16 protein-coding genes and 1 tRNA gene are annotated in these 19,324 nt (G+C 58.0%); all 17 read right to left on the bottom strand.

The window, feature by feature from the left end; translation table 11 throughout:
* Positions 1-151: 151 nt before the first annotated feature.
* Positions 152-898 carry an anti-sigma factor antagonist gene (locus ACTQZF_RS08110; protein ID WP_441555010.1) on the bottom strand — a complete coding sequence of 249 codons (747 nt, stop codon included), beginning with the start codon at positions 896-898 and terminating at the stop codon, positions 152-154.
* Between the two features lie 81 nt (positions 899-979).
* Complete coding sequence (locus ACTQZF_RS08115; RefSeq protein ID WP_441032727.1) at positions 980-3,325, bottom strand: GAF domain-containing SpoIIE family protein phosphatase; 2,346 nt, start codon at positions 3,323-3,325, stop codon at positions 980-982.
* A gap of 59 nt (positions 3,326-3,384) precedes the next feature.
* Positions 3,385-3,474, bottom strand: a tRNA-Leu gene (locus ACTQZF_RS08120).
* A gap of 591 nt (positions 3,475-4,065) precedes the next feature.
* On the bottom strand, positions 4,066-5,094 hold the full coding sequence (locus ACTQZF_RS08125) for an ABC transporter ATP-binding protein (RefSeq protein WP_154517434.1): 1,029 nt from the start codon (positions 5,092-5,094) through the stop codon (positions 4,066-4,068).
* The gene (locus ACTQZF_RS08130; protein WP_154517437.1) at positions 5,095-6,186 is read right to left on the bottom strand and encodes an ABC transporter ATP-binding protein; all 1,092 of its coding nucleotides are present in this window, start codon (positions 6,184-6,186) and stop codon (positions 5,095-5,097) included.
* 2 nt (positions 6,187-6,188) lie between these two features.
* Entirely contained in the window at positions 6,189-7,079 is an 891-nt protein-coding gene (locus ACTQZF_RS08135; RefSeq protein ID WP_370450642.1) for an ABC transporter permease, read from the bottom strand.
* Positions 7,080-7,138: 59 nt separating this feature from the next.
* A complete protein-coding gene (locus ACTQZF_RS08140; RefSeq protein ID WP_304212150.1) occupies positions 7,139-8,176 on the bottom strand; it encodes an ABC transporter permease in 1,038 nt (345 codons plus the stop codon).
* 157 nt (positions 8,177-8,333) lie between these two features.
* Positions 8,334-10,010: a peptide ABC transporter substrate-binding protein gene (locus ACTQZF_RS08145; RefSeq protein ID WP_441555011.1), complete on the bottom strand. Its 1,677-nt coding sequence runs from the start codon at positions 10,008-10,010 to the stop codon at positions 8,334-8,336.
* 294 nt (positions 10,011-10,304) lie between these two features.
* Positions 10,305-10,559, bottom strand: coding sequence for a preprotein translocase subunit SecG (gene secG, locus ACTQZF_RS08150; RefSeq protein WP_006236144.1), 255 nt, complete (start codon positions 10,557-10,559; stop codon positions 10,305-10,307).
* 165 nt (positions 10,560-10,724) lie between these two features.
* Positions 10,725-12,278 (bottom strand): 2,3-bisphosphoglycerate-independent phosphoglycerate mutase, encoded by a 1,554-nt coding sequence (gpmI, locus tag ACTQZF_RS08155; protein ID WP_441555012.1) that lies wholly within the window; start codon positions 12,276-12,278, stop codon positions 10,725-10,727.
* Positions 12,279-12,283: 5 nt separating this feature from the next.
* Positions 12,284-13,051, bottom strand: coding sequence for a triose-phosphate isomerase (gene tpiA, locus ACTQZF_RS08160; protein WP_154517452.1), 768 nt, complete (start codon positions 13,049-13,051; stop codon positions 12,284-12,286).
* On the bottom strand, positions 13,044-14,234 hold the full coding sequence (locus ACTQZF_RS08165; RefSeq protein WP_304212190.1) for a phosphoglycerate kinase: 1,191 nt from the start codon (positions 14,232-14,234) through the stop codon (positions 13,044-13,046). Before ACTQZF_RS08165 ends, tpiA begins: the two co-directional genes overlap by 8 nt.
* Before the next feature lie 140 nt (positions 14,235-14,374).
* Positions 14,375-15,400, bottom strand: a complete 1,026-nt coding sequence (gap, locus tag ACTQZF_RS08170) for a type I glyceraldehyde-3-phosphate dehydrogenase (RefSeq protein WP_154517458.1) — start codon at positions 15,398-15,400, stop codon at positions 14,375-14,377.
* Between the two features lie 193 nt (positions 15,401-15,593).
* Positions 15,594-16,523 (bottom strand): DNA-binding protein WhiA, encoded by a 930-nt coding sequence (whiA, locus tag ACTQZF_RS08175; protein ID WP_441048567.1) that lies wholly within the window; start codon positions 16,521-16,523, stop codon positions 15,594-15,596.
* Positions 16,524-16,529: 6 nt separating this feature from the next.
* Positions 16,530-17,450, bottom strand: a complete 921-nt coding sequence (rapZ, locus tag ACTQZF_RS08180) for an RNase adapter RapZ (RefSeq protein ID WP_427718645.1) — start codon at positions 17,448-17,450, stop codon at positions 16,530-16,532.
* 99 nt (positions 17,451-17,549) lie between these two features.
* Positions 17,550-18,236 carry an N-acetylmannosamine-6-phosphate 2-epimerase gene (locus tag ACTQZF_RS08185; RefSeq protein ID WP_441555013.1) on the bottom strand — a complete coding sequence of 229 codons (687 nt, stop codon included), beginning with the start codon at positions 18,234-18,236 and terminating at the stop codon, positions 17,550-17,552.
* Between the two features lie 70 nt (positions 18,237-18,306).
* Positions 18,307-19,272, bottom strand: coding sequence for an ROK family protein (locus ACTQZF_RS08190; RefSeq protein WP_427728775.1), 966 nt, complete (start codon positions 19,270-19,272; stop codon positions 18,307-18,309).
* Positions 19,273-19,324 lie beyond the last annotated feature (52 nt).

Genomic DNA, 19,324 nt, shown 5'->3' on the forward strand with positions numbered 1-19,324 from the left:
CAACTGGGAAAATGGCGCCCCCGGGGCCCGGATAGGACCTCGGGGGCGTTCGGTTAACTGCGGGAGCGTGCCATCAGCTCAATGTGTTCGGCTGAGATCGGAAATCAACCCAAAGCAAGTTCACGCAGGAAAATCATGTCAACCCAAGGCGCTAAGCGCACGATTCCAATGCCGAACTAAACAGCTTCACCATCCGAACGCGTGTGCCGACACCATCCGTGCGACGGGCAACCTCCACATTATCGACGAGCATGCGCATAAGCTTGATACCGCGTCCGCGTTCCTCGGATGCCATCGGTTCGCTCGCCCCATCGATAGAATAGCCAGCGCCTCGATCAAGCACCTCAAGCACAACACGGTCCCCATAGGCCTGAATCGTCAGGATGCAGCCAACACCGCCCGCATGGTCATATGCGTTACCCAATGCCTCCCCCAACGCTAATGCGACGTCATAGCGCTCATCACGCCTCAGGGGAAGCGATTCGAGAAGCTCGGCCACACGGTGCCGATAATACGGGAGATTCTCGATGCCTCGCTGCACCTTGACGCTCTTGCTCCATCGCGGCAACTCCCCCACCGGAATGGCGGGAATCGACTCCCGCACCGGACCCGCAACATGAAGGATGTCGACAAGTCGGGCAATCTCCAAAAAGCGAACGACCTCATCGGAGGCGTTAACAAGCGAAAGCAGCCCTTCTCGTCTCATAAGCTCTCTGGCACGCGTAAGCAAAAACGCCAAACCCGTCGAGTCGATAAAAGCCACGGTCTGGCAATTGATGACAACACGGCGCACGCCCCGGTCGATTAAATTATCCAACCGTCGGCGCAGCTCGGGCACCGAGGCGATATCGATATCGCCCGGTGGCGTCAAAACCGCTATGTCATTCCACTCATTCATGCGACCATGGTTCCCCAAAAGAGCTCGCTCGATGCACACTTTTCTGCAACCGTTAGGATTCTGTATGCCCAACGTCGCGGCCTACGATCGACCCCGTAAAAACTCAAGGGACACCAATGCAATGTCATCGTCCAGCGCCGAGTCGGTAAAGCGGTCAAGCTCGCCCAAGACCTTACCGCAGATGCCCGATACGCCCTCACCCGAAACAGAGAGTAGAAGGTCGCGCAGGCGTTGCTCGCCAAAGAAAGCACCCGAGCGGTCGCGTGCTTCGATCGTTCCGTCGGTATACATAAACAGCATGTCACCAGGATCGAACGTAAACACGCCCGTCTCGTACACCATGCTCTCAAAGGCACCGATCACGCCCGATTGGCACCCAAGGAGCTCCACTTCTCCCCCGCAGGTCTCTCCTCCGCCATGCGGCGTCGACGACGGCCTAATGACCATAGTGGGAGGATGTCCCGCAGAGCAATAGGTAGCGCGGCCCGCTTTAAGATCAATCTTGGCGATAAACGCCGTCACAAACGTCTCGACCCTCGAAAAGCCCATGAGCATGCTATTGAGCGAGCGGGCCATGCGAGCGGGTCCCGCACCCTCCCAGGCATAAGCCGTCAACGCCGTCTTGACGAGTGCCGACATCGACGCCGCCTCAATTCCTTTGCCGGAGACATCGCCCAATATCATAACGGCGCAATCGTCGGGAAGACGGACTAGCGTATAGAAGTCACCACCGACCAACGCCGAATTCGTTGCCGACAGGTATACCGAATCGGTTGCGATGCCCGGAACGTCGCCTAGCGAATTTCTCATGCCAATCTGAAGCGTCTGAGCGATATGACGCTCTTCACGCTTTTGAGACTCGCCCTCATAGATCAGCTCAAAGTCGTGTGCCAAATGCACCATGTAGTCGTATTCAAGGTCGTCGATTGGCTCCTGGCTGCCATCACGGAGCAGCAAAACGCGCCTCGTCGGTCCCTTGGCGATATCAGCGGGCACGATTGCATCGTTGCTTCGCGTACCATCCGCCTCCGAGTGGCAGCGCCCCGCCTCGATACCGGAGTCGACATAAAGTCCCTGACACGGCAGGCCGTGGGCTCTCAACCATGCGCCCATAGTCGTGGATTCGTCCACGCGCGTAAGGCGCACGTGCTTGAGGTCGTCGGCGCTCGTCCCGCCCAGCACCGATGTCTCAAATCCATCGGAAATTGCCCCCAGGCGCGCCGCCGGCGTCGTGACAGAAAAGAAGAGTGACTCCGGATCGCCCGGCAATGCCACACGACTGCCACCTTCAAAATCGATGACATAGGTTTCGAGGCCCGCATCATACTCCACGGGGCAGAAATGGCAACTGAGCACAGCGCAGATTTCGGTCGACACCGCACGCGAGGCGGCAATAGGATCATCGAGATAGGCAAACAACTCATCGCGCAGCACGTTGAGAGAACGGCCAAGCTCTGCCGTGCGACGTGAACGCAGACTCGATGCCATGCCGACTAGTTGGATGGAGAGATAATCGCAAATGACCTCGAGCACGTTGACATCATAGGCAAGCGGCGCCTGCGGACGTTTCCAACCGACCTCCAACACACCGAGCACCTGAGTGCCATAAAACACGGGAAGACATATCTCGCTGCGGTATGGAGGCATATCTTGCATGCGTAGCAGGTGCTTAGAACGATTGTCCAGGTCCATGAACATACCCGAGGCAATCCTATCGCCCTCAAGGTCCTGCTGAATCGACAGGCGGCAGGCACGAGACTCACGGAGCACATACGTCGGGATACCCGCACCATACGGCATAAACTCGGGCAGGTAGCTGTCATACAGCTCCTTGGAAACACCGCGAAGCTTAAAACCGCCGCTCTCAGAAAAATAGATGGCAGCACCCGAGGCATCCAGGGTTCCTACAAGCTGGTTCAAAACGGTATCCAACAAACTAGGCAGCTCATCGGAGCCCACCGTGCTCATAATGACCGACAACGTGCCCGAGAGGCGCTTATTCGCCACTCTGAGCTCCGAAAGCGCACGCTTGAGCTGACGGTCATGCGAATACTGCTCTTCGATACTATGGAGCGCCACGAGAACACGCGGCGCACGGCGGCCAAAGATACGAGGCGGCGTAACCGAGCCGGCACAAACTAGGACGGGAATAAAGGAGCCGTCACTTAGCTTAAGCATCAACTCGCTCTCGGTACCATTGGTCTCAAAAGGAAGACGATGTTCTGTCGCGCGTTCAAATGCTGACGAGTACAAGAGATCTTTAACGTCCCCGTTGATCACATCGGAACGTTCCTCGCAGATCAAGTCGAGCAAGCGATTGTTTACATGCAAAATGGTTCCGTCGAGCTCGCAGATAATGACAGCATCGCTCGTAATATCGACCAATTGGGCAACGTCAACCCACTCATTGCGCTCAAGCGTTTCCATCGTGAACCTCACCGTCTATCGGTAACAAAAAAGCCTCCGAAGAGGCTTCTCAAATGCGATGGTGTCGGAGGCGGGACTTGAACCCGCATGACCAAAAAGCGGTCACTAGCACCTCAAGCTAGCGCGTCTGCCAATTCCGCCACTCCGACATGCTATATTGTTGATTCGCAGTTCGTTTTGTTGGACCCGCGCTTTCAACGAGGAAGATAATAACCTATGATTCGAGAACTGTGCAAGCACTTTTTTTAAAAAAGTTTACGAATTTGAAAATGCGCAGGTAGACTGACCTGTTCGGGCAGGAATGAGGTTGCCTTCCAACGCGTCCTCGGGCATGCGGCATTATTTTGATCTGCGCTTCGCGCTACAAAATAATGCCGCCCCCTGCGGAATGCGTTGGAAGGCAACCTCATTCCTGCCCTAGGGGCACATGCTTCATGCACAGTTCTCAAACATGTTCTGGGGGCTGATATTAATTTAGTGGCTCGGCTTTGCCGAGCCCTTATATGAGGAGGCCGGAGCTAAAGCTCCGGCCTCGCTATCTTTCCCATTAGATTAAGTGAGCGATCAGGGAACCGCATTCCACCTGCCGAGTTGCCGCAGGGCCTGCCCTGGTGTTGCTTTTCAGAACATTCCGCAGGACGGAGGAAGCCCCGCAGCGCGTAGCGCGCAGCGGGGCTTCCGACATGTCCGAGGACGTTCTGAAAAGCAACACCAGGGCAGGCCCGGACGAAAACAACCGACTACAGGTCGATATGCGATTCCTTGATCGGGAACGGCTCGGCGAAGTGGCAGGCGCAGCAGTGGCCCGGAGCAACTTCCCTAAACTCGGGAAGCTTCTCGGAGCAGATGCCCTGCGCGATCGGGCAGCGCGTGTGGAAACGGCAGCCAGTCGGCGGATCCAGCGGTGACGGCGGATCGCCGGCAAGGATGATGCGCTTACGAGACTTTTGGATATCCGGATCGGGAACCGGCACGGCAGACAGCAGCGACTGCGTATACGGGTGGTGAGGCTCGCTATAGAGCGTCTTCCAGTCAGAGACCTCGACCACCTTACCCAGATACATAACGGCAACGCGATCGGAGATGTGCTGAACGACGGACAGGTCGTGGGCGATAAACAGATACGCCGTACCAAACTTGTCCTGCAGTTCCTTAAGCAGGTTCAGAACCTGGGCCTGAATGGACACATCCAGAGCGGATACCGGTTCGTCACAGATAATCAACTTGGGCTTCAGCGCAAAAGCGCGGGCAATGCCGACACGCTGACGCTGGCCACCCGAGAACTCATGAGGATAGCGGTTGATGTGCTCGGGGTTCAGTCCGACAACGTCGAGAAGCTCGCGGACGCGCTCAATGCGCTCCTCCTTGGTTCCCACGCCGTGAATGGTCATGGGTTCGGAGACGATCTCGCCGATGGTCATGCGAGGATTCAGCGAGGCATAAGGATCCTGGAAGATAAACTGCATCTCGCGACGCATATCCTTGATCTCATGCTTGCTCATTTCGGCAACATCTTTACCCTGGAAGAACACCTTACCGGCGGTCGGCTTGGTCAGGCGCATGATGGTGCGACCCGTAGTGGACTTACCGCAACCAGACTCACCAACCAGACCAAAGGTCTCACCAGGATAAATCTCAAAAGAGATGTCGTTTACAGCAGAGACGACGCGCTTGGAAAAACGCTTGGCGAACATGCCGGACTCTGCGGGGAACTCCTTAGAGAGGTGCTCGACCTTCAGTAGCGGAGTGCGCTCGTTATTGTCTGCCATTTACGCCTCGCCTCCCTTCTTGGAATCCTTACGCGTGCGGGACGTCTCAGGGGCGTTCTTGAGGAACTCGGGGTCACCGGAATAATGGCACGCAGAATAGTGGCCGGACTCGGTGACAAAACGCTCGGGGCGCTGCTTGCGGCACTTATCGGTCGCATAGGGGCAACGAGGCGAGAACACGCAACCCTCGGGCAGGTTCATGAGCGAAGGCGGGTTGCCGTGAATCGGCGTAAGCGGCTTCTTCTCATCGATGGCCTGCTCCGGGATGGAGCGAATCAGGCCCCAGGTATAGGGGTGACGGCTCTCGTAGAAGATTTCCTCAGCAGTACCGAACTCGACGGGACGGCCGGCGTACATAACCATGATCTTGTCGGCCATATCGGCGACAACACCCAGGTCATGGGTAATCATGATGATGGCGTTGCCGTTCTTCTCCTGCATTTCCTGCATAAGCTCAATAATCTGAGCCTGGATGGTAACGTCCAGAGCAGTCGTGGGCTCGTCGGCAATCAGAATATCGGGATCGCAGGCAAGGGCCATGGCAATCATGACGCGCTGACGCATACCACCAGAAAACTGGTGCGGATACTCATTGACGCGTTTCTCGGGCTCGGGAATGCCAACGAGGTCCAAAAGCTCGGTGGCGCGCTTGAGCGCCTCCTGCTTGGAGTAGCCACGGTGCAGACGAAGGCCCTCACCCACCTGCTTGCCGATCTTATAGACCGGGTTCAAGGAGGTCATAGGATCCTGGAAGATCATCGCGATATCGTTGCCACGAATGTGCTGCATCTCTTCCTCGGTCATCTCGAGGATAGAACGACCGCGATAGCGAACGTCACCGCCCTCAATCTTTCCCGGAGGCATCGAGATAAGACCCATGATGGTCATGGCGGTCACGGACTTACCGGAGCCGGACTCACCGACGACACCCAGGGTCTCGCCACGATCGAGCGTGTAGGACACACCATCGACAGCGCGAACGACGCCATCCTCGGTGTGGAAATACATCTTAAGGTCATCAACCTCGAGCAGATGCTGGCCCTCGGGAACCGGCTGGTCCTTCAGGTCCACATAGTTCTTGTTCTTCTTCATCCTTATGCGTCCTTCATCTTGACGTCGAGGGCGTCGCGCAGACCGTCACCCAGCAGGGTGAAGGCGAGCACCGTCGAGAGAATTGCCAGACCGGGCATGATCATCATCCAGGGAGCAGTCAGAAGATACTGCTGACCGTCCTGAATCATGGAGCCCCACGAAGGCGTAGGCGGAATAACGCCCATGCCGAGGAAGGACAGAGCGGACTCGGTCAGAATGGCGCCACCAATGTTCATAGTCGCGTAGACCACGATGGAGGCAACGGAGTTCGGGAAGATGTGACGCACGACGATACGAGCATCAGATGCACCCATCGCGCGCGCAGCGTCAACATAGTCGTTTTCCTTGACCGTCAAGATCGCGGATCGGAAGACGCGCGCAATCGAAGGCCAGCCAAGAATACCGATGGCGATAAAGACGTTCTGAAGACCACGGCCGATGACGGCGATCATGGCGACAACGAACAGCACGTACGGGAACGCAAGGAAGATGTCCGCACAGCGCATGATGATCGTATCCCAGATGCCGCCGTAGAAACCGGCCAGAGCGCCCATGACCAGACCAATCACCGTGGAGATCGCAGTGGCCATAATGCCGACGGACAGCGAAACGCGTGCACCGTAGATAACGCGGACGAGAATGTCACGGCCAAGGGAGTCGGTGCCAAACGGGTGCTCTGCACACGGAGCCAGCAGCGACGTCTCGGCCATGGTGGTCGAATCGGAAGCCGTCGGCGAACCGAGCCAGGGCTTAGCCCACAGATCTGCGGTCAAGGCAACCACAACGACGATAATGATCCAGCAGACACCGATAACGGCGAGCTTGTTCTTACGAAGACGCTTAAAAGCGTCGCCCCACAGCGTGCGAGACTTGGCGGGAGCAGATGCGGCCATGGTGGCGGTAGCCTGCTCCTGAGACTGAGAATCAGTTTCCTGCATGAGACGTACCTCCCTTAGGCCTTATCCGACGGACCGCCAAGGCGGATGCGCGGGTCGAGGAATGCATAGCTAATGTCGACGAGCAGGTTGATCACCATGACGACGACGACGATGAGCGTAACGCCGCCCATAACGATGGGCCAGTCACGCATGCTAATGGCGCGATAGACCTCATAGCCGATACCGGGCCAGTTAAAAACCGTCTCGGTCAGGATGGCGCCCGAAAGCATGGCACCAAAGTCGACACCAATATAGGTAACGACGGGGATGAGTGCATTCTTAAGCGCATGCTTGATGATGATCGCGCGATTGGAGAGACCCTTGGCCTTTGCCGTACGGATGTAATCCTGGCTCATGACGTCAAGCAGCTGCGAGCGCATAATGCGGGCGGCATAAGCGGTCGAAACCGAAGCCAGCGTAATGGTCGGAAGCACATAGTGCATCCAATCCTGATACTGAGAACTGGAACCACCGGCACCCGAGATCGGCATGGAGAATGCACCGCCCGTGGCGTCCTTGAGAATGACGCCAAAGAACAGCTGCAGCAACATACCGAGCCAGAAGGCCGGGACGGCAACGAGGATCGACGTGGTGAGCGTTACCAAAATATCCCAGAAGGAATAACGCTTTACCGCCGAAATGATACCCGCACCGATACCCATGATTGCCTCGAGTACGATGGCGCACGCGGCAAGTTTGACCGTATACGGATACTTCTGGGCAAAGATTTCCGTAACCGGCAGCTTGCGCTGATAGGAATTACCCAGATCGCCATGAAGCAGGCCGTTCATGTAATACAAGTAACGGTCCACGAGCGACGTTTGAACGGGGTCGCCGTTCTCGTCAAGGATCGCGTTGCCGTCCTCGTCCGATTGGACCAGGTGATAGCGGACGCGAAGCTGAAGCTCCACCTCGGGGGACAGAGCCTTGTCTCCACCGATCAGCTTGATCGGATCTCCCGGCACGATATTCTGGAGGGCGAACAGAATCAGCGTAACGCCCAAAAATACCGGGATGAACTGAAGCACACGTTTAACGATGTACTTACCCATACCACTCCCCTATCTAGGGATTAACCTAAATGGGATGCCGATCGCCAGACCGGCATCCCAAAATTACCATCAGCCAGTTTACCCCAGGTTAGGGAGAACTGTATGTTTCCCATGAGGTCTACGTAAATACTTGACCCTCACGGAAGCTGCAAAACTCTTAGGCGAGCTCAGCGGTACCCAGATCGGCGTGCTTCTGCGGATCGACATAGAGGTACTTGATGCGATCGGAGCCGGCGATGGTGTGCGTGTAGAACATCAGCGGGATGACCGGGCAGTCAGCAGCGACCATTGCGTCGGCCTCCTGCATCTTAGCGACGCGCTCTTCGTCGTCAATCGTGGTGCGGGCCTCGTTGACCTTGGCGTCGAACTCGGGGTTGTTGTAACCAGAACGGTTGTCGCCACCGAGGGAGTCGGAGTGGAACAGCGGATACAGGAAGTTGTCCATGATCGGGTAGTCGGCAATCCAGCCCAGACGACCGAACTGATAGTTGAGGTTCTGGTACTGCTCGAGCAGGGCAGACCACTCGGGGGTATCGGAGACGGCGGTAATGCCAACCTTGGCAAGGTCACCGATGATGGACTCCATGATCTCCTTGTGGCCACCGTCCTGGTTGTAGGACAGAGTCACGTTAATGCCACGATTGCCGTTGGCGTCAGCGGGAGCAACCTTGTCGAGGTACTCGTTAGCCTTGTCGACGTCGTAGGCGCAGAACTCCCATGCGCCCTCCTTGTAGCCATCGATGCCCGGAGGAACAATGCCGTCAGCGGGGGTGCGGGTACCCTTGAAGATGGTCTTGCAGATGGCCTCACGGTTGATGGCCAGGGAGATACCCTTACGCAGATCGGCGTTGTTGAACGGCTCGGCCGTGGTGTTGCAGGTCAGGTAGTAGGTGGAAGGCTCGGCGCCGAGCAGCATGCGCTCGCCGTCGCCCATGGTGTAGCCGTCCTTGGACTCGCCGCGATCCTTCTTGGCGGCGTCGATCTGAGCAACGGGAACGTCGCAGATGTCAAGGTTACCGGCCTGGAACTCCTTGTAAGCGGTCTCCACGTCCTTGATGACCTGGAAGTGGATGCCATCGATTTTGGCCTTGTCGCCATAGTAATCGTCGAACTTCTTGAGGTTGATCTCCTGACCATCCTCCCACTTGCCGTCCATCATGAACGGGCCGTTACCGATCGGGGCAAGGTAGAAGCTCTTGACATCGGACTCGGCGCACTCGGGAACCGGGGACAGAGCCGGATGAGAGGCGACGAAGGGGAAGTCGGCGTAAGCGGAAGTCAGCTTGACGACGAGGGTCTCATCGTCAGGGCAGGTAACACCGCTGAGCTCAGTAGTGTTACCGGCAAGCAGATCGTCATAGCCCTCGACCATGGAAAGGTGATAGGAGACCTCGGAAGGACCATACTCTTGAGCGACAGCGGACTTGGTGCTGACCAGACGCTCCCAACCGAGCTTAAAGGACTTGGAGGTAACGTCATCACCGTTGTGGAACTTGGCCTTCTTGATCTTGAAGGTAAACTCGGTGGCGTCGTCGTTGGCCTCGAAGGACTCGCAAGCCAGCGGAACGATCTCGCCCTTCTCGGCGTCATAAGAGGTCAGAGCGTCAAAGAGCTGGTACTCGACCTGAGTGCCCTGGTCCTCCTGGACATTGTAGGGGTCGATGCAGACCGGGTTATTGATGTAGAAGTTCAGCGTCGAACCGGACTCAGAACCGGAAGCGTCGCCGCCCTTCTTGCCGCATGCGGCAAGAAAAGCCATGGAGCTCGCAGCAAGGGTACCGCCGACAAAGGCTCGACGACCCATAACGGGCTGGTGGAACATAGAATCAGCCATGCCATCCTCCTTATGAGATAGGACAAAGAAACGTTCAGTCGGACATATGTCGAGACAATCCGATCCGAACTATCGAAACGCCGCCCGTTGCTATGGCTGGTTATGCACAACAGGCCAACGTTTTCAATACAGTAGCGCATTTTATGCACGGTTTGGGGCTAATTCCGGTTAACGGTCGAGAATTTCTTTAGTTGGGCGCAGTATGTGGTGATATTCTGGCTCTGTTACAAGTCTGTAAACAAAAAGGGCCCCGTACATGCGGGACCCTTTTTAATTTTTTTATGCGACTCGTGCTTAGTAGCCCACGATGCCCTGCGGGAAGAAAAACATGCAGAGCACGACGCACACGGCAAACACGACAGCCATGATGACGGTCAGGCGGTCAAGGTTCTGCTCCATAACGCCCGTGGCAGAGCTGGAGTTATACAGCGAGCTGGCAATCATATCCGAAACGCCGGTGCCCTTACCGGAATGCATCAGGACGAGAATCGTCAGCGCCACGGCAGAGACAGCCCAAACTACAAACAGCAGAATCTGAAACGGACCCATAGAGAAGCTCCTTAATAGAACAATTCAAACTCCAGTACTGTACCACAACCCCCGACACTCCCCACCTGCCATTTGGGGACGAGGTAGAAATGGCAGAAATACCAAAAAAGGGGGGTTGCCCGAATATGGTCAACCCCCTTGCAAAGAAACGCTTGGCGTTTTCTCTTAGGCCTCGGTCGCGAGCACGCGGCCCGTCATCTCGGCGGAAGGCTCCAGACCAGCCATGGTGAGCATAGTCGGGGCGATATCGGAAAGTCGACCGTCCTCGATACCGGTGAGCTGTGCCTTCTCATCAACGATGATGAACGGCACGCGGTTGGTGGTGTGAGCCGTAAACGGATGCTTGGAACCGTCGGAAGCAACGTCAAACATGTGATCGGCGTTGCCGTGGTCGGCGGTAATCAGCGCAAAGCCGCCCTTAGCGAGAATCGCCGGGACAACCTTGGACAGGGCATCGTCAACAGCCTCGACGGCCTTAACGGCCGCGTCGAAGACACCGGTGTGACCAACCATGTCGCAGTTCGCGAAGTTCACGATGTAGAAATCAGCGCGGTCCTCGTTGATGGCAGCGACGAGCTTCTCGGTAACCTCGGGAGCGCTCATCTCGGGCTGCAAATCGTAGGTAGCAACCTTGGGGGAAGCGACGAGCACGCGCTCCTCGCCCTCCTTGGGCTCCTCGATGCCGCCGTTAAGGAAGAACGTCACGTGGGCGTACTTCTCGGTCTCGGCGGTGTGCAGCTGCTTCAGGCCATTGGCTGCGATTACGTCGGCCAGAACGTTCTCGGGGAACGTCTTGGGGAAGGCGACCTCGACGTCAAACGTCGGATCGTATTCGGTCATCGTCACAAAGTGCGAGAGCTTGATCTGCTCGCGCTCAAAGCCGTCGAACTCCTTGTCCGTGAACACGCGGATCATCTGACGAGCGCGGTCGGGACGGAAGTTGAAGAAGATGGCCGCGTCGCCCTCGTGGATGCCCTCGTTGTGGGCAGCGAACGGCTCAACGAACTCATCGCCGCGGGGATCCTTCTCGTAGTAGGCCTTGATACCGGCAACGGGGTCGGTATCGGCATCGGACGCATTGACCATGACGTCGTAGGCGCGCTCGATGCGCTCCCAACGGTTGTCGCGGTCCATGGCCCAATAACGGCCCGAGACGGTAGCAACGCGAGCGTCGCAACCAGTCTCCTCGGAGATCTTGGCCAGGAAGGCGCAGAACTCGCTCATGTAGCCGGCACCGGACTGCGGATCGACGTCGCGGCCATCCATAAAGGCGTGAACGCGAACGGTCTTAATGCCATACTGGGCAGCCATCTTGACCAGGGCCTCGACATGGTTCATGTGAGAATGAACACCGCCGGGGCTCATGAGGCCCATGAGGTGCAGGGTCTTGCCCTCGGCCTTGACGTCATCCATAGCCTTGACGAAAACCTCGTTCTTGGCGATGGAGCCGTCCTTGATGGCGTTATTGATGCGCGAAAGCTCCTGAAACACGATGCGGCCGGCACCGATATTGAGGTGACCCACCTCGGAGTTGCCCATCTGGCCGTCGGGAAGGCCCACGTCCTCGCCCGAAGCACCGAGCGTGGTGTGAGGATACTTCTCGTACAGGCTATCGAGGAAGGGCGTCTTGGCGGCAGCGACGGCGTTCTCGCCGTCGGCCGGAGCCAAGCCGCAGCCATCCATGATGATTAGGAGTGCAGGAAGATGACGCTGTGCCATATGCCCTACTCGCCTGCCTTGACGACCATAGAGGCGAAGTCGGCAGCCTTGAGCGAAGCGCCGCCCACGAGGGCGCCGTCAACGTCGGGCTTGGCAACAAGCTCAGCGATGTTGGCGGGCTTGGCGGAGCCACCATAAAGAACGCGGATGCCGTTGGCGAGCTCCTCGCCGAACATCTCCTTGAGGGTCTCACGGATAGCGCCGCAGACCTCCTGAGCGTCCTCGGCGGTAGCGGTCTTGCCGGTGCCGATGGCCCAGATGGGCTCGTAGGCGACGACGACCTGCTTGGGGCAGGTGATCTCAAGACCCTCGAGACCAGCCTTGACCTGGTTCACGACATGCTCGACATAGGTGCCGGCCTCGCGAACCTCAAGGGACTCACCGCAGCAGAAGACGGGAACAAGACCGGCGGCAACGAGAGCCTTAGCCTTCTTGTTCTGGTCCTCATCGGTCTCGTGGAAGTAGTCACGACGCTCGGAGTGGCCGATGATGCAGTAGGTGCAGCCAGCGGACTTGAGCATGTCGCAAGAGGACTCACCGGTGAAGGCACCCTTGGCCTCCCAGTACACGTTCTGTGCACCGAGGGCGATGGGGGCAGCCTGAATGCGGTCATGAACCGTAGTAATGTCGATGGTCGGAGGGCAGACGAGCACCTCGACGCCAGCCGGAACCTCGGGCAGAGCCTGGGCCAGCTCGTCGGCAAGCTTGGCAGCCTCGGCGACGTCGTTGTTCATCTTCCAGTTACCAGCGATAAGAAGGGTGCGATTAGGCATCGAGAAGCGCCTCCACTCCGGGCAGGGCCTTACCCTCGACGAGCTCCATGGAAGCGCCACCGCCGGTGGAGATCCAGCTCATCTTGTCGGCCAGGTTAAACTTGTTGACGGCTGCGACGGAATCGCCACCACCGATGATCGAGGTGCAATCAGCCTCGGCGACGGCCTCGGCGATAGCCTGGGTGCCGTGAGCGAAGTTGTCGAACTCAAAGACGCCCATGGGGCCATTCCAGAATACGGTCTTGGCGCCCTTGACGGCCTCGGCGTAGAGCTCCTCGGTCTTGGGGCCGATGTCCATGCCCTCACGGTCGTCGGGGATAGCGTCGGAAGCGACAACCTCGGGGACAGCGTCCTCGCCAAAGTGGTCGGCAACACGGTTGTCGATGGGGAGCAGGATCTTGACGCCCTTCTCCTCGGCCTTCTTGAGCATCTCGCCAGCGCGCTCGACCCAGTCCTCTTCCTTGAGGGACTGACCGACGGTCATGCCCTGAGCCAGGAAGAAGGTATAGGCCATGCCGCCACCGATAATCAGGGTGTCGGCGGAGTCGATGAGATGATCGAGAACGCCGATCTTGGAGGAAACCTTGGAACCGCCGACGATGGCGACGAAGGGGCGCTCGGGCTCGGCGAAGATACCGGTCAGCGTGTCGACCTCCTTCTCCAGAAGGAAGCCAGCGACTGCGGGCAGGTAAGCGGCGGGACCCACGACGGAACCCTGGGCGCGGTGAGCGGTGCCGAAGGCGTCGAGGACGAAGACGTCGCCATAGGAAGCGAGGGTCTTGGCGATCTCGGGATCGTTCTTCTTCTCACGCTTGTCAAAACGGACGTTCTCGAGAACGAGGACCTTGCCCGGCTCGACGGCGGCGACGGCCTCGGCGGCCTTCTCGCCATAAGTGTCGGCGACAAAAGCAACATCGAGACCAGAGAGCTCGGCGAGCTTCTTGGCGACGGGCTCGAGGGAAAGCTCGGGCTGGAAGCCGGTGCCCTCGGGACGGCCGAGGTGGCTCATGAGGATAACGCGAGCATTGTGCTCAACGAGATAGTTGATGGTGGGCAGGGCAGCCTTGATACGGGTGGTGTCGCCAACGACGCCATCCTTGATAGGCACGTTGAAGTCAACGCGGACGAGAACGCGCTTGCCGTCGACATCGATGTCGCGGACGGTCTTCTTGGTAAAGGCCATGTTTGCTTCTACCTTTCGTACGTGTCTGCCTCCCATTACGGCAGACGATTTCTTATAAAAAGGGCGCGACCTTAGGGTGTAAGCCCTATAAGGCCGCGCCCTTTTTTAGACGCTCAACGAGCTATTCGCTAAAAGCCAAATTAAGCAACGAACTTCTCGAAGTACTTGATGGTGCGGACCATCTGAGAGGTGTAGGAGTTCTCGTTGTCGTACCAAGAGGTAACCTGAACGAGGGTCTGGCCGTTGCCGAGGTCAGAGCACATGGTCTGAGTGGCGTCGAAGATGGAACCATGGGTCTCGCCGATGATATCGGTGGAGACGATGTCGTCCTCGTTGTAAGCGAAGGTCTCGGAGATGGTGGCAGCGTAGGCCTTCATAGCGGCGTTGACCTCGTCGGCGGTAACCTTCTTGTCAACGACAGCGTAGAGGTTGGTGAGGGAGCCGGTCGGCGTCGGGACGCGCTGGGCGGCACCGATGAGCTTACCGTTGAGCTCGGGGAGAACCAGGCCGATAGCCTTGGCAGCACCGGTGGTGTTGGGGACGATGTTGACGGCGCAGGCGCGGCTACGACGCTTGTTGCCCTTGCGCTGCGGGCCGTCGAGCGGCATCTGGTCGCCAGTCCAGGCGTGAATGGTGGTCATGATGCCGGACACGATGGGAGCGAAGTCGTTCAGACCCTTGGCCATCGGGGCGAGGCAGTTGGTGGTGCAGGAAGCAGCGGAGATGATGTTGTCCTCAGCGGTCAGCGTCTCATGGTTGACGTTGTACACGATGGTGGGCAGATCGCTGCCGGCCGGAGCGGAGATGACGACCTTCTTGGCACCAGCGTTGATGTGGGCCTGAGCCTTAGCCTTGCTGGTGTAGAAGCCAGTGCACTCGAGAACGACGTCGACGTCGAGGTCGCCCCAAGGCAGGTTGTTGGCGTCGGCCTCCTTGTAGATCTTGATCTCCTTGCCGTCAACGGTGATGGAATCCTCGCCAGCGACGACCTCGTGATCGCGAGCATAGTTGCCCTGCGTGGAGTCGTACTTCAGCAGGTAAGCGAGCATATCGGGAGAGGTGAGGTCGTTGATAGCGACGATCTCGGAGCCCTCATGACCGAACATCTGACGGAAGGCCAGACGACCGATGCGACCGAAGCCGTTAATAGCAACCTTTACTGCCATTGTGTCTCCTTTCGTAAGGCCCCCGCAAGCTACAGCGCCCGCCGTTGAGGCCCACAAACTAACCACTCGCCTAATATACCTTTTTTTTGACTTGAATTTCACGAGAATGCTCGAAATTGAAAATCAAATTTGCTTTAAAACGTTTTAAAGCATAAAACAGCAGTTCAAGTACTATATAAACTGCCGCTTTAAACTACCTGTTCGCTTCAATGAGCTTTTCAAGACGCAAAACACGGTGATATAGGGCCGACTTTGACAAAGGAGGGTCGGCCATCTCCCCCAAATCTCGCAGTGAGAGATCGGGATAGCGCTCACGTAAGTCACAAAAGGCCGCCAAGGCATCCGGGAGCACATCGCGCATGCCGCGTCGCTCAAGCTCCTCGATAAGCGCGAGCTGATGTTGGGCAGCGCCGGCGCTTCTCGTCTGGTTGGCCAGCTCAGCATTCACGCGACGATTTACGTCGTTTTTCACCAACTTGACCGCACGGGCTTCCTCGATTTCGGCAACGCTGCGCTTGGCACCAATCAATTTGAGCAAATGCTCAATCTCCTCGGCGCTCTTGATGTACACGGCATATGATCCTCGCCGGGCGTTGACGCGTGCATGAACCCCGACCTGCCCCAACAGGTCGCAAAGCCCCTTGGCGTATTGTTCGCCCTGCACCGCAATCTCCAGGTGAAAATCGCCACGCGGGTCTGCCACAAAGCCGCCGGCAATTAAAGCGCCGCGAATGTAGGCGAGCCTGCAGCAGGGCCGGGCGACGATATGGCGCGGCACACCGGCGACGAGCCCTCCCCTGCGGTCGAGAATGCCCAGCAGAACCAAAGCCTTATCGAGGTCGGGCTGGTCGGGCAAGGTGATGAGATAGTTTCGCACCTTATGCAAGACCGACTTGCGAACGGTAAACTCCGTTTTGAGCTTGAGGATGCGGTGCGTCAGCGTAATCATCGTGCGTGCAACGGCACCCGTCTCGGTCGCAACCGTCAAACGGTACCGACCAGAGCCCGCTAGCGAAAGCGTGCCACTCACACGTGTAAGAGCGGCAAGTGTCGACAGATCGCAATATTCACATTCGGGTTCGCAGCGCGCAAGCTCGTCACGCACCTCGGCGGTAAACGACATTCAAACCTATGCTTTCGTATTGGCACGCGACAAGTCGCGGTGAGAAATGCTCACGTGATACTGAGCACCTTCCAGGTATCGGGCCGTAGCCTCTGCAATGGCAACGCTGCGGTGCTGGCCGCCCGTACAGCCGATGGCAATGGAAAGCTGCGGCTTGCCCTCCGCGATATAACCCGGCATGACCGTATCGAGCAACTGCGTCCAAACCTTCCAGAACTCCTGCGTCTTGGGATGGTCCAGGACAAAGTCGGAGACCTTCTTATCGAGGCCGGTCAACGTGCGCATCTCGGGGTCGTAGAATGGATTAGGCAGGAAGCGAACATCGATCATGATGTCTGCCTCGACGGGCATACCATGCTTAAAGCCAAATGAGAAGACGTGGACGTCCATGAGCTGCTGGTCGGACAGCTCTGAAAAAGCCGCACGCAGCTTATTGCGTAAAGCAGAGGTACGAAGGCGGCTCGTATCGATGATCATATCGGCTCGGTCGCGCACGCCCTGGAGTTGTAAACGCTCACGCTGGATGGCGTCGGCCGTGGTCTCCCCCGGCTTCGCAATGGGATGGCGGCGGCGGTTTTCGCTGTAGCGGCGAATCAGCACCTCATCAGATGCATCGAGAAACACAATGTCACAGCTCATCTCGCGCTCTTCCAAGGCGGCAACGGCGTCAAGCAGCTCATCAAACAGGCCTTGGCTGCGAAGGTCACAGGTAACAGCAAGATGTCTACCCACACCCGTATTGATGCCAACAAGCTCTGCGAGCTGCGCAATCAGGCGCGGAGGCAGGTTGTCGATACAAAAATAGCCCATGTCCTCAAACACATGCATGGCTTGCGTTCGGCCCGATCCGGACATTCCGGTGATGATGACGATATCGGGAATGCGCTCCGTGCGCTCCGCCGCATCCATGGCATCTCCCTTTTGCATGTGCTGCCTCCTAAAATAAGCGCAGGACCCGGCCAGCGGATCCCGCGCGATCAATTGCCTTAGTTGAGTATACCGCCCCAAGCGGATACGAGGCCCGTCTTACGCCTCAAGCGCAGCCTTGAACCAACTCGTAATACTTGTGGGGTGCGTAATGGCAGTGCCAACGACAACGGCCCAGGCGCCGGCGTCAATCGCGGCGCGAGCCTCCTCGGGCGTATGCACACGGCCCTCGCAAATAATGGGAAGACCGGGGAACTCCTCGGTTGCCTGGCGCAAAAGCGGCAGGTCGGGGCCGTCTGCCATGGTGCAATCGATGGCGGCGACGCCATGCGAAAGCGTAGTGGAAACCAAATCGAAGCCCATGTCGACCGCGCGGCGGATATCCTCGATCGTGGCGCAGTCCGCCATCAGAAGCACGCCCTCCTCGTGCAGCGGACGAAAAGTGTCCTCGAGCGACTTGCCATCGGGGCGCGGACGATCGGTGGCGTCAATCGCCACGATGTCAGCACCGGCAGCAACGCAGGCGCGGGCGTGACGCAGCGTCGGCGTGATGTAAACGCCCTCGTGTCCATCCTTCCACAGGCCGATAACAGGAACCTCACAACGACCCTTAATGGCAGCAATGTCGGCAAGGCCCTGGCAACGAATGGCGGCGGCGCCTCCGAGTTCGCAAGCGCGAGACATTTGAGCCATGGCCTCGGGCGTACGAAGCGGCTCGCCCATATACGCCTGAACGCTCACGATGAGCTTACCCTTCAGGGATTGAATTAAAGGATCGACGGTCATAAGGCTATAACCTTTCTCAGAACAGCCTCCCGAGGCGTGTCGTCTCGGGAGGCTCCTACAGCAGATACGTTTACTTTAACGAGGCAAGAAGATGCTCGGCGGCACCGATAAGCGGTGCGTCGCCCTCCAGAGAACCGATGAGGATCGGCGTGTCCTGAAGCGGATCGAGCGCCTGGCTGGCATAGCCCTCGTGTACCGAATCCTTCCACGTCTGCGAACGCCAATCGGGTCCCTGGTGAATTACGCCACCCGAAAGCACGATGACCTCTGGATCCAGAATGTTGGCGAGCGAGCCCAAGCTAGCGCCCAATGCAAAGCCGGCATCGTGGATGACCTCGGTCGCCTTTGCGTCACCCGCGCGGCACAGGTCGTTCACGTCGCGGCCAACCGAGGGACGGCTGGGGTCAACGCGACCGAAGCGCTCGTCGTACATGCGCCCAATCGACGTACCCGAAGCCACCGACTCCAGATGGCCGGAACGCCCGCAGGCGCAGGGAATGCCGGCGGCAGCCGAGCACTCGATGTGGCCCATATGGCCGGCAGCACCATGGAAGCCCTGCATCACGCGGCCGTTCTCGACATATGCGCCTCCGATACCCGTACCGATGCCCAGACACAAGACGGAGAACTTGCCCTTGCCGACGCCCCAATGGGCCTCACCCAGAGCATGAGCCTGCACGTCGCCTACAACGGCAACGGGAAGACCGAGGTCCTCGCGCAGACGCGGCCCCAACTGAACGCCGGACCAGCCGGGCATGATCTCGTTGGCATACGCGATGGCGCCCGTCTTGGGATCGACGACGCCAGCGGCACCGATACCGACGCCAAGGACCTCGACATCGGGATTCGCCTCGAGAGCGGCCTTGATGGACGCCTCGATACGCTGGAAGACGGCCTCACCGCCCTCTTGGGCCTCGGTGGGAACCTCAGCCTCAAATACGGGATGGGGCACGCCGCCATCAGCCGGATATTCCATAATGGCGGTCGCAATCTTGGTGCCACCGATATCAACGGAGCAGATGTACTTGTTCTCCATGTCGCTCTCCTTAGGAGATAAAAACAACTACAGGAAATAAAGGCGGTGTTAT

Origin of the sequence: Collinsella sp. LCP19S3_H3 (genome assembly GCF_052119145.1) — a bacterium.
In the GTDB taxonomy this organism is placed as follows: Bacteria; Actinomycetota; Coriobacteriia; order Coriobacteriales; family Coriobacteriaceae; genus Collinsella.